We start from the raw sequence: 12,041 nt of genomic DNA on the forward strand, positions 1-12,041 counted from the left end.
TTTCCTTTATCTCCTACGTAGGAATGTTCAACAAGTTGAACCACCCCACAGTTCGGGGCGCAGTCCGTTCGTCCCTAACCGGGCGCTTGCGCTTTTGTTCCTTGGGAGGTTAGAAGCGTTAACTAGTTAGTAGGGAAAAGTGAAAAATGATGGCACAACCCGGATTGTAACTCCACTAGAACTCGGGAGAGGCACGCGGTAACTCGGGAGAGGCACGCGGTAACTCGGGAGAGGCAGCTCGGAAGTCGGGAGACGTGGGACCAGTGTTCCTGTCCCTATGGTCCTTTAACCATAATCAAATTATGTATTGTTTGGATAAATTAAAATTCGCACTTTAGAATTTGTTATAATTAAAGTGAGGTGATTCTATGGAGTTTATTAGTAAAGAAACGCTTGACAAGTATTTAGGAGACAAATCTAACGTACATTTAGAAGATCTTACTCAAGTGATTGAAGAGCAATTTGGAGTAGTAGTTAAAATAGAAAAAAATAATGAACTAGAACGAATAACAAAAGAGTTATCTGAAAATGATGAATTAATAAGAAAAGTAAAAAAAGCACGTGAAAAAAGAAAACCTGGATTTCCATCTTATATTAGAAATAAAGAAGATTTTTTAAAATTAGCAAAAGAGGCTAATGAAAATGCCAAGTAATCAAACGTACGAAATTATTTGGAATCCTGATGTTGTAATTGACCTTGCACAAAATATAAAGTATGCAAAAACTACTATTAATGATGTTTATGATAAAACGAATGTGTTACTTGGTACTAAACCTGATATAACCGGTCATAAAGTAATATTTAAAGGTTTCGAATACAACGGATATAAACGAGAGAAGTGCTGAAATCTTTTATGGTATTGACCCAAGCAAAGGTTGGGATTAAATAGTGACAAAAACACGAACTAGTCATTTTACGTTGCTAATAGTATTTTATCTTCTAAAACGAAACCCTCTCTTTTCCCTCTCTCACTACTTTGAAAACAGTCCATTACATGCCAACTCGGGAGAGCCGCCCAAAAACTCAGACGAGGCATCTCCCTTGCGTTCAAGCAAAGCACTTTTTTGCATATGTAAATTTTCATTTCTAAGATAATTACTTTTAGACTAATATCTCAAAGTTTGCATACATATTGGAGTTTGAAAAAATCATCAATTTATAGCTATTGTCCAGATTATCTCCTCTTAAACTTGTACTTCTGTTCTGTTTTTTCAATAATATCTTTTTCAACTAATCCATTCACATTTTTTTTAACTTTCCAATATAGATTTTCATCGTCTGCAATTTCCTCTATTGCTACTGCCTGCGGGTACCTTTGCTCAAGCTGAATCAGGATGCTTACCTCAATAAGGTTAAGGTTATGTTTCTGTGCGATTTCCAAGTAGTTCATTTAATGTCTCCTTGATCGATTTCCTAAAGAATAATTTTAATTGTATCAAATCAAATTAAAACGTAAAAATGTATTTATTACTATCTTCACATTCTAAATATAACTATTTCCCCAGATAATTTCACTATTTGTATACCCAAGATTCTGATGTCGAATGATTTAATTCATTTGTTAGATTACGAATAGTTAATATAAAAGTATATAATAAAATATATAAACAATAGTATTTCTTACAGTATATAAAAGTAGAAGTACGGGGAGGACAAAATGCGATTGCCGATAGTTAAAGAGACGTATAAAAAACTGATGGATGACGAGCGAATCAAATATGCTTTCGAAATGATGAAATCCGATCACGAGAAAACGGTTGCAGATCAAATAACAATCACAGAAATACCAGCTCCGCCTTTTAAGGAAAGTACCCGTGCGGAATATTATAGGCAGCGTCTAATAGATTTGGACCTGGAAGATGTACAAATGGATGCGGAAGGAAATGTATTCGGAATAATTCCGGGCACAGGGACCGGACCGAAATTATTCGTTTCTGCTCATCTGGACACCGTTTTCCCAGAAGGAACGGATACTACGGTTAAAGAAAAAGATGGAATTCTCTATGCTCCCGGAATAGGGGATGATACAAGGGGGTTAGCTGAAGTATTATCTATTATTCGCGCGCTGAAGAGTTCCCAGGTTCCGAACATAGGAGATATTATAATCGGAGGAACGGTTGGTGAAGAGGGTGCAGGTAATTTGCGTGGTGTTAAAGCCTTCTTCCATAACCATAAAGTAGATGGTTATATTTCGATAGACGGTCCTAATATGAATGCAATTACTTATTTAGGTACTGGAAGCTACCGTTATAAAATTACTTATAAAGGACCAGGTGGCCATAGTTTTGCAGACTTTGGTTCCCCAAGTGCAATACACGGTTTAGGAAGAGCAATTGCAGAAATTGCTGAACTGCAAACGAAAGAATATCCGAAAACGACATTCTCTGTTGGAGAAGTGAAAGGCGGCAGTTCGGTAAATGCAATCGCCGAGGAAGCGAGTATGACGGTAGATCTGCGCTCCAATAACCAACAGGAACTTGCGGATCTTGATCAACTATTTTTAGATATCGTAAAAAAAGCCTGTAGGGATGAAAATAATCGGTGGGGAAGTGATCAGCTTACGGTGGAAATCGAGCGCTTTGGAAATCGTCCATCTGCACACCAATCAGAAAATGATAGTATTGTTCAAACAGCCTGGGCTGCAATCGAATCAGCAGGTGGTACTCCTCGTCTGGCAGGCCCAAGTAGTACAGATGCCAATTATCCGATGAGTCTGGGAATTCCTGCAATCACCACTGGAACAGGTGGAAGAGCAGGGGGAGCGCATACACTTGCAGAGTGGTATGATCCTGAAAATGGTTATATGGCTGTTCAAAAAAGTGTGATGCTAATCCTTGGGCTCGTAGGAGTTAAAGATGTTTGTGATCCGTTGTTATCGGTAATGTCAGAGAACTAAATAGAACCCCCAACCCAACATCTATGTCAGGATGGGGGTTAACTAATTTTAATATTAGGTTGTCTTTTTACCGAAATAAAGAAGTCCTACCAATAAACCTAAAACGCACATGATGGTTGCGAAAATTAGAAATGGCCATGGACCGAATTGAAAGATTAAGGGTACCGACAGTGCGGTTACAAGTCCGCCACCTAGAAACGGTTCAAAGATAAGCTGTTTATAGCCAAACCCTTCAAAAGCAGGAGATTTTGCTTCGGGATCTGCAACACGCATTAAGAGCAGTCCTGTCGCTGTAATTCCCATGGATTGTCCAAAATCACCAATCCCTCTTTCAAGCCAATAGGTAGGTATGATTCTCGGTGCGAGAACAAAGAATCCAATTACATTCCAAGCAATGCCGACAACTGCAAGCAACAGGAATGGAATAATATGGTCACCAATCACATCGAGTGAAACCGTTCCGATTGCAGCCAATATTAATACATCAAGAGAAAACCCTTGAATACGACCAACCATTTGCCGATCTAGAATATTCGTATTATCAATTTTATTGAAAAATAGTTGTACGAGTATTCCCCCAATCATTGCAATCGGGAATAACGGTACATATGTCATGAAATCCGAACCAATTATTGTCCCTTCCGCCCAAATTAATGTTTGCAGTAAAACATAACCTACAAGAATTGCCAGACCAATTACCGCGAAATGTAAAGAAAGCGGTTCTATTGATTCAGGCCGTACGGTCATTTTCGCCGCAGGTTCTCTATTTTCAAACTCCACAATCCCAGCCTTTTTTAAGCTGGAAAAACTCTTAACATCTTTGATAACGGCTGTTTTATTTGTGCGGATACCCCAGTTAATAATGATGATTCCGATAATAACACCAGATAAAATACCTATTGTTGCAAGCCCGATAGCAAGGTCATAAGCTTCTGGAAATCCCATTTCTTCAAATGTTCCCCGAAGACCGGCAGCAGTACCATGTCCACCTTCAAAGGATACTTCAATAAGCGCGCCAACCATTGGTGGAATGCCAAAAAACGGGGTTAATACGAGTAATGTCAATAGAATCCCAACGACATACTGCCCCCAGCCAAGTGTCCAGCCAAAAGCAAGTTGCGGTCCACCAACCCGCCATATTTTTGATAAACTTGGAAGTACGGTTCCTAAAAATAGAGTAGCAAAAACAACGTTGATCATTAATCCCGGTAATTCACTCCAGACATCCATTACTTCAGGTGACATCAATCCAGTCGCCCAAAAAGACGCTTCTCCTACATAAGGTTCCAATATTCTACCAAGAACTTGTGGACCTAGTATTAAAGCTAAAAAGCCACCTATGACAGATGATGGCAGAAATAAATTTTGCAGCCATTTTACCCGAACTCTTATCCATTTCCCAATCAGAAGAAACAATCCAAGATATAATAACGCGAATCCAATCTCATTTGGGGTCATTTTCCTGCTCCTTTACTATTTACTACAATTTATAAGTTTTTACCCCGGATTCTTATCATTAAAACTAAAGCAATAGATAAATAGTTTTATTCTTTTCATTAAATGGTTTACTATTTATTTAATACGGTGACTATAGATCTATTTAGCAAGAACAAAAGCGTAAGTGCCCGTTTATGTGTAAGAATTAATTGCTGCGAAAATCTTACACTTTCTTATATTTAAAAAAACGAAAGTGAGGTCGTGAATTTGAAAAGTAATGTGCAGGAAAACGTGTATTACGTACGAATCGTATCGAATGATTGGTCTCTTTATATTGCTGCAACAGAAAAAGGACTTTGCTTTGTAGGGTCACATGATGAAGGTTACGAGGAAATGAAAAGCTGGTTTGCGATACGCAGATCCAATGCAGTATTAATTGAAGATTTGAATAGATTATCAGATTATAAGGAACAGTTACTAGAGTATCTGACAGGCGCAAGAGAGCATTTCCATTTGCCGATTGATTCAATTGGGACGGATTTTCAAACGGCTGTATGGAATGAACTGCAAAAAATACCATTTGGAAAAACCGCTACATATTCCGATATTGCAGAACAAATCAGAAGACCAGCTTCAGTCAGGGCTGTTGGGACGGCAATCGGCTCTAATCCTGTATTGATCGTTGTGCCTTGTCACAGAGTTATCGCCAAAAGTGGAAGGATGGCCGGTTATCGTGGGGGTATACCGATGAAGGAAAGACTGCTTGGACTCGAAAGGTCGCTTGATTAGCGCGATGCCACAAATTTATTCCACAGTATAAGCATAAAAAGCTTCCTCGCCTTAATGGTAGTGGAAGCTTTTTATTCTACTTTCTTCATCGGCCAGATCAATACTTTTATCAGGGAACATAATGAAAAGGAGGCAGGAGTTCTGAATATGTGAACAATGGCATTTTATTTGTGAACTATGGCTTTATTTAAAAAACATTGGCTAATATCCAATAAACATTGGCATTTAGCCGAATTCGAGCAATACGCCCCCAAATGTCAGGTCCAACTAACATGAGGAGGCGCATTTTTAGAATGGGCTGTTATTCGGAGACATTTCCTTCAGCGGGAATTGGATGCTCCTGGAAGATTTTTGCCAAATGAACAAGGTTGTGACTTGCGGTTTCAATAGTTGATTGTGTGAATTCACTTTTATATCCTTCAGCTTCAATATAAGAAGGTCCGGGACCTGCTTCTCCAACCCAGTATGCAATCGGATTTGGTGGAATGGCAAATCCTAGCTGTGCAAGTCCAAAAATGAGATCACCAGCTGCATGCTTGGCTCCATCTTCATTTCCGGTAACAACAGCCCCGGCTACTTTATTATAAAAAATAGGCTGCCCCTTTTCATTTGTTTCACTGCTGGAACCATTTAATCGTTCCAGCACCTTTTTGGAAACACTGCTTTTTTCACCGAGCCACACGGGAGATGCAAGTATGAGAATATCTGCCTGTTTGACTTTTTCTAGTATTTTTGGCCACTCATCCCCATCGCCCATATCATCTGCAATGCCATAAGCGACATTATAATCGACTACACGAATTACCTCGGACTTAATATGTTTACTGTCAAAAATTTTAATAAAATCTTTTAACAGTGCATCTGTGTTCGATAGTTCATCGGACTTTTTTAATGAACAATTCAGTACTAAGGCTTTTAGGTTTTCCAAGACTAACACTCCTCTTTTCTAGTTATGTAAGGTCTCTACCCCGAATCTAACTAAAATATGCATCGTACATGTTAGCGGACAAAAAGGTCTTGCTCCAATAAACGAACTGTATAAAAAAAGGCCGATATGGGAAAGAAAAGGGGGAGAAACATTATGGAATCGAGGGGGATTAGATGGCGAGATCTCTTTTTAATCGAAAGAAACAGAATACGCAAGCTAGCCAGAACAAACAGCAACCTCAAGCGGCAGCGGGGAAAAATATTACGAAAAATCTCGATTCTAATCTGGAAGAGATAAAGAAATTGCTTGGAAACCCAAGTGATCTGGTGACTCGTGAACTGATGATAGGTGGTTTGGAAACAAGAGCTGCGATTATATACATAAATGGATTAACAGATAAAGACCTGATTAACGATAATATTCTAAAGACGATTCAACTAAATATGAAACAATTTGAATCGAATGTACTTGAAAAAATTTATCAGGAAGTAATCGCAATTACAGATATTAAAAAGTCGACCACAATGGATGAGGTCTCTTCAGCCATTTTAAACGGAAGCACAGCATTCTATTTGGATGAGATGGACACTGTTTTACTAATGGGAACATCAGGTGGAGAAACCCGCTCCATCGAGGAGCCCAGCACGGAAAGTTTGATACGCGGCCCAAAAGATGGATTTGTGGAGAGTATTGAAACAAATATTGCCCTTATACGTCGTGATATTAGAGACCCTAATCTGCGCTTTAAGCAGCATGAAGTTGGGAAACGTTCCAAGCAAAAATTAGTTGTCAGTTATGTTGAGGGAATCGTCAACCAGGAAATTGTCGATGAAATAGATCGTAGACTGAAAACGATTGATGTCGATATTGTAGCCGATTCAGCTTATGTAGAACAATGGATAGAGGATAGTTTCCTATCTATATTCCCACAAATAGCGAATACAGAACGGCCAGATAGGGTATCTACAGCGTTAACGCAAGGGAAGGTGGCGATTTTAGTTGAGGGGACTCCTTTTGTACTGCTTGCTCCAACCGCTCTCTCTGAAACACTGCAATCAATGGAGGACTATAACCAGAGGTGGGTGGCCGCAACATTGCAGAGAACGCTGCGTTATTTTTCCGCATTCATTGCTGTATTCCTGCCTGGTCTCTATATTGCGCTCGTTTCCTATCATCCGGGAATGATTCCGAGTACACTTGTTTTCTCTATTGCTGCATCACGGGAAGGGGTGCCTTTTCCGGCTGCCGTTGAAGCAGTATTAATGGCCGCGACCTTTGAAATCCTGCATGAAGCAGGGATCAGGCTGCCAAAGGTCATCGGTCAGACGGTTGGCATCGTAGGAGGATTGGTAATAGGGGAAGCGGCAGTAAGCGCAGGGATTGTTAGTCCAATTATGGTTATTGTGACGGCTCTGACGGCGATTGCAACTTTCAGTGTCCCTTCTTATAGTATCGCCATTACCTTTCGTATACTAAGATTTTCTTTAATGATAGCAGCCGCCTTACTCGGATTGTATGGCATTATCATTGTCTACATTATGGTCAATATTCATCTTGTCAACATGAAAAGTATTGGCGTTCCCTATACTGCACCTTTTGCTCCAAGCTTCGTCAGTGACTGGAGAGATTTGATCATCCGTGCTCCTATCACTAAATTGATTCAAAGACCAATTTATCTCAAACCAACAGATGAGCAATCAAAAGATACAAAACCGGAATAAAGGAAGGAATGGCATATGCGTACATTTAAATACGGCGATGAACAAATTAGAACCCGCGATATTATGATTGCTGTTCCTTCCATGTTAATAGCTATTGGAATCATTATCTTTCCGAGAGAACTTGCTGACAAAACGATAGCAGCTGATGGCTGGGTTTCGATTCTATTTGGGGGGATGATAGCGATTCTTGCCGTTTGGCTGGTGACTAAATTGGCTGCAAGCTTTCCTAATCAATCCTTTCTTTCCTATGCTTCCTATCTGGTGACAAAGCCTGTCGCGATTGTGATAACGTTTTTATTTTCCGTTCAAGGTATTTTACTTTCTGCTTTTGAAGTCCGTGCCATTTCTGATATTTCACATCAGTATCTGTTTGATCAAACACCAATAGAGGTTGTAGCATTATCCTTTTTACTTGTGGTCGTTTATGCTGTTTCCGGGTCGAGGGCTGGATTGTTTCGCCTGAATTCGATGTTCCTACCGATTATATTTCTGATAACAACTTTGTTGGTTTTTTTTTCCATTGTATTTATCAATACAGACCATCTATTACCCGTTTTTAAAACAGATGCACAAGGATACGTACAAGGTACAATAGAGAGTACGATATCATTTTCCGGAGTTGGAATTGGCATCTTCTTTTTCTATATATCATTGGTAAAAAAGCCTGAAAAAGCACCTGCAATGGCTGCTTTTGGAATGTCCTGGGTAGTGGGTTTATACATAGTAGTCTATCTAACGTGTATCGCTGTGTTTGGGGAAAATACAACAGCGAATATTCGTTTTCCACTTATCGAGCTGGCAAAAACGATAGAAATCCCTGGAGGCTTTTTCGAACGTCTGGATTCAGTTTTCTTTGTCATATGGATCATGGCAATTTTCAATACAACGGCGCTGGCGTTCGATGTTTCTGTCATGGCATTGAATTCCATCTTTCCAAAAGTGGATAAATTAAAAATTATTTTTGTGCTGTCTCCAATCGTATTTTTTCTTGCAATGATCCCAAATACATATTTGGAAATAGGGTTATTCGGAAGATATGTGAGTTATTTTGGTTGGGGATTTGTAGGGGTGATTTTAATCATTCTATGGGTCATGTTTAAAATAAAAGGAGCCAAACAAAATGAAAAGTAAAAAAATATTGCTAATATGTATATATGCGTTTCTATCTGTTGTTCTTTCGGCTTGCTGGGATGCCATCGAAGTAGAAGATAAGGGATTTCTATCCGGGGTTGCTATTGATTTGGCTGAGGAACAAGGGGAAAACATGACCTTTGAAATGACGCTTCAGTTTGTTGTTCCTGGTGGCCTTGGTACAGCAACAGAAGCCGGTGGAGGAAAGGCGTTTCGTAATTTAAGCCAAACTGGAGAGAGCTTATATGAGATTAACGCGGATATAGCAAGACAGGAAAATCGGTCAACAAATACAGAGCATTTAAAGTTGATATTGATATCAACCGATATTGTGGAACAAGAAGAGCTGTTTGGTAATGTCATTAATGTTTTTCTACGTCAATCGGACATGAGAAGAGGCATGTTGCTTGGGATAGTCGATGGGAAGGCAAAAGACCTTCTGGAGGTTGAACCTGAACATGTGAAAATACCTGCACAATACATTAGTGAACTGATGGAGAATCCTAGAAACACAGAAACAATTGAACAAGTTCGAGTAGGGGAAATACAGGAGCACCTTTTAGCGAATGCTAGTTTTAAAATACCTCAATTAGCCTTTTTTTCGGATGACAGAGTCAATTATGAAGGGGTTTCAATTTTTGAGGGAGACAAGACCAAAATGGTTGGTACACTAACCGGGGGTGAAGTTAAAGGGTTGAACTTTATTATTGGTAAAGATCAATTGGGAAATATCGTAGCTGATATTGAAGGAGAAAAGGCGGAATTCGTAATATTGAAAGGGGGAAGCAAAATTAAACTTACGAATAAAAACAAAGAAAATCTAAAATTTCAGGTAGATATCGATGTGGAAACTCAATTGTCGCAGTATGAGGGAACTCTCGATTTTTACAAACAAGAAAATTTGGAGAAATTTGAGAAGTCGATAGAGGATGCAATTAAAAAAATGTCAGAGGATGCATTAAAAAAAGTTAAAGATGAATTGCAGGCAGATGTACTGACTTTCGGTAATCATCTTCGTATGCATCATTATGAATTATGGGAAGAGATTAAGGACGATTGGGATCATGGGAAAAACTATTTTTCCAAAAGTGATGCAACCTTTAATGTGGAAGCAATTGTAAGAGAACCAGGAAATACCATTAAGATTCAAACAAAAGGAGATAAATAGTATGTGGGAGATGATCAAGGAAGGATTACCAGATGCTAGAGGGATGTTCTTCACCTTCATTGCTTTTTTTGTGCCATATATGATATATAAGATAAATACGAAGCTGCATAAGGATGGTGATCCTCCATGGAAAGTGGAAGAAAGGAATCAAATGAAACAAAAGCAATCATTGAATAAAGAGAAGGGAAATCAAACCATCCAAAAGCAACCATCCAATTAATTATCTTTAATTGGATTTTTTATAATGGAACGCGGTCTTCCCTGAAAGTGTGGTTCCAATGAAACTATTTTACCTTCGTGTTAGACTGAATGGTAAAAGGTCCAGTGGAGGGAAATACAGATGAATTTGGAAACATACTCTAAATTAGATGCGACTGAAATGGCGGATTTGGTACGAAAGAAAGAAGTAACCTCGAAAGAATTATTGGAAATGGCTTTCGAGCAACTCGAAAAAGTCGATCCCAGCTTAAACATCACTACGTATTCAAGAAGGGAAAAAGCATTGGAGGAAGCGGAGAAAACCTCAATGGATGATGCTCCATTTAATGGTGTCCCCATTTTAATGAAAGACATTTCCCAGAGTGTGGAAGGGGAGCCAATGACTTCTGGGTCCAAGCTTTTGAAAGGGAATATCTCCCAACATGATTCCTATTTCGTAAAAAAGTTCCGTGATGCCGGTTTTCATTTTATGGGACATACGACTGCACCCGAATTCGGATTGAAAAATATTACAGAGTCAGAATTGTACGGACCGACCAGAAATCCGTGGAATGCAGCATATTCACCGGGAGGATCAAGTGGTGGTTCGGCATCGGCAATTGCAGCAGGAATTGTTCCGATGGCAGGTGCAAGTGATGGAGGGGGTTCCATTCGGATTCCGGCTTCATTTACAGGGCTATTTGGATTAAAACCAACACGAGGGCGTACACCGGTAGGTCCTGGGGTTGGTCGACAGTGGCAAGGTGCATCCATTAATTTTGCTTTAAGTCGAACTGTACGGGACAGTGCTGCAATGCTCGATATACTTCAAGTCGTACAACCGGAGGCTGCTTTTCAGACGCCATTGTTTCCAGGAAGTTATAAGGATTTCATATTGGAAGATATCGAGAAACCTTTACATATCGCGTTTTCTGTGAAGTCGCCAGTAGGGACTCCTGTTTCTGCAGATGCAAAAATGGCTGTCGAGAAAACGGTGAAGTGGCTGGAGCAACAGGGTCATTATGTAGAGGAAAAGGAAAATGATGTGAATGGAATCCAATTGATGAAAGATTACTACTTGATGAATTCTGGGGAAATGAACGCGACGATTCGCGGCTTGGAAAAAGCAATTGGACGAGCAATCACTGCTGATGATGTAGAAATTGAATCGTGGATATTGCATGAAGCCGGAAAATCCGTTTCTGCAGCTGCGTATTCGGAGAGCCTTGCTTCTTGGGACGTAGCCGCGGCACAAATGGCGCAATTCCACCGGACGTATGATTTTTACATTACACCTGCGACTGCTTATACTGCTCCTAAAATAGGAGAACTGACATTAAGCCATCAGGAGCAGGAACAATTGCGAATGAGAGTGAAAGAAGTAACGAAGAACGAACAGCAGGAACTCGTGTACGATATGTTTCTACCAAGCTTAACGTATACACCTTTCACCCAACTTGCCAATTTGACAGGGCAGCCAGCGATTTCCGTACCACTGCACGTGTCAGAGGATGGTTTGCCATTAGGTGTCCAGGTTATGGCACAAAAAGGGGAGGATCATCGGCTACTGCAATTGGCTTCTAAATTGGAACAATCAGGTTTATGGATTGGGATGAAAGGGAATCCGTTTTTCGAAGCATTGCAATAAATGTAAAATCTGAATCCTTTCGGTAGAGAAGATCGTTTTGTCTTTAACATGGCAATTTTCATTTGGATATTTAATAGATTGTTAGTCTTTCAGTGACAGCTTAGCTTCACGTTGGCAGTTAAGA

Annotated in this window: 12 protein-coding genes; 9 read left to right on the forward strand and 3 right to left on the reverse strand. The window is 39.7% G+C overall.

Features of this window, described 5'->3' with window-relative positions; all coding sequences use genetic code 11:
• Positions 1-368 precede the first annotated feature (368 nt).
• A complete protein-coding gene (locus tag MN204_RS13995) occupies positions 369-653 on the forward strand; it encodes a hypothetical protein (protein ID WP_249871703.1) in 285 nt (94 codons plus the stop codon).
• Positions 643-846 (forward strand): hypothetical protein, encoded by a 204-nt coding sequence (locus MN204_RS14000; RefSeq protein WP_249871704.1) that lies wholly within the window; start codon positions 643-645, stop codon positions 844-846. The genes MN204_RS13995 and MN204_RS14000 overlap by 11 nt, the downstream gene beginning before the upstream one ends.
• A gap of 329 nt (positions 847-1,175) precedes the next feature.
• On the opposite strand, the gene MN204_RS14005 is transcribed toward MN204_RS14000, so the two are convergent.
• Positions 1,176-1,391, reverse strand: a complete 216-nt coding sequence (locus MN204_RS14005; protein ID WP_249871705.1) for a hypothetical protein — start codon at positions 1,389-1,391, stop codon at positions 1,176-1,178.
• Between the two features lie 267 nt (positions 1,392-1,658).
• Here MN204_RS14005 and MN204_RS14010 point away from each other — a divergent pair, with 267 nt between their 5' ends.
• The gene (locus MN204_RS14010; RefSeq protein WP_249871706.1) at positions 1,659-2,897 is read left to right on the forward strand and encodes a M20/M25/M40 family metallo-hydrolase; all 1,239 of its coding nucleotides are present in this window, start codon (positions 1,659-1,661) and stop codon (positions 2,895-2,897) included.
• Between the two features lie 54 nt (positions 2,898-2,951).
• On the opposite strand, the gene MN204_RS14015 is transcribed toward MN204_RS14010, so the two are convergent.
• Complete coding sequence (locus tag MN204_RS14015; protein ID WP_249871707.1) at positions 2,952-4,355, reverse strand: sodium/glutamate symporter; 1,404 nt, start codon at positions 4,353-4,355, stop codon at positions 2,952-2,954.
• 246 nt (positions 4,356-4,601) lie between these two features.
• Here MN204_RS14015 and MN204_RS14020 point away from each other — a divergent pair, with 246 nt between their 5' ends.
• Positions 4,602-5,123 (forward strand): methylated-DNA--[protein]-cysteine S-methyltransferase, encoded by a 522-nt coding sequence (locus tag MN204_RS14020; RefSeq protein WP_249871708.1) that lies wholly within the window; start codon positions 4,602-4,604, stop codon positions 5,121-5,123.
• 301 nt (positions 5,124-5,424) lie between these two features.
• Here MN204_RS14020 and MN204_RS14025 read toward each other — a convergent pair whose 3' ends face one another.
• On the reverse strand, positions 5,425-6,051 hold the full coding sequence (locus MN204_RS14025) for a flavodoxin family protein (RefSeq protein WP_249871709.1): 627 nt from the start codon (positions 6,049-6,051) through the stop codon (positions 5,425-5,427).
• A 173-nt stretch (positions 6,052-6,224) separates the two neighbouring features.
• Here MN204_RS14025 and MN204_RS14030 point away from each other — a divergent pair, with 173 nt between their 5' ends.
• The 5 genes from MN204_RS14030 to MN204_RS14050 all read left to right on the forward strand — a co-directional run bounded on the left by MN204_RS14030 (position 6,225) and on the right by MN204_RS14050 (position 11,917).
• Entirely contained in the window at positions 6,225-7,772 is a 1,548-nt protein-coding gene (locus MN204_RS14030; protein WP_249871710.1) for a spore germination protein, read from the forward strand.
• A gap of 15 nt (positions 7,773-7,787) precedes the next feature.
• Entirely contained in the window at positions 7,788-8,903 is a 1,116-nt protein-coding gene (locus MN204_RS14035; RefSeq protein WP_249871711.1) for a GerAB/ArcD/ProY family transporter, read from the forward strand.
• Positions 8,893-10,071 (forward strand): Ger(x)C family spore germination protein, encoded by a 1,179-nt coding sequence (locus MN204_RS14040; protein ID WP_249871712.1) that lies wholly within the window; start codon positions 8,893-8,895, stop codon positions 10,069-10,071. The genes MN204_RS14035 and MN204_RS14040 overlap by 11 nt, the downstream gene beginning before the upstream one ends.
• 1 nt (position 10,072) lies before the next feature.
• A complete protein-coding gene (locus MN204_RS14045; protein WP_249871713.1) occupies positions 10,073-10,291 on the forward strand; it encodes a hypothetical protein in 219 nt (72 codons plus the stop codon).
• A 120-nt stretch (positions 10,292-10,411) separates the two neighbouring features.
• Entirely contained in the window at positions 10,412-11,917 is a 1,506-nt protein-coding gene (locus tag MN204_RS14050; RefSeq protein WP_249871714.1) for an amidase, read from the forward strand.
• Positions 11,918-12,041: the final 124 nt, after the last annotated feature.

This window comes from Oceanobacillus saliphilus (assembly GCF_023522835.1).
Taxonomy (GTDB): domain Bacteria; phylum Bacillota; class Bacilli; order Bacillales; family Amphibacillaceae; genus Oceanobacillus; species Oceanobacillus saliphilus.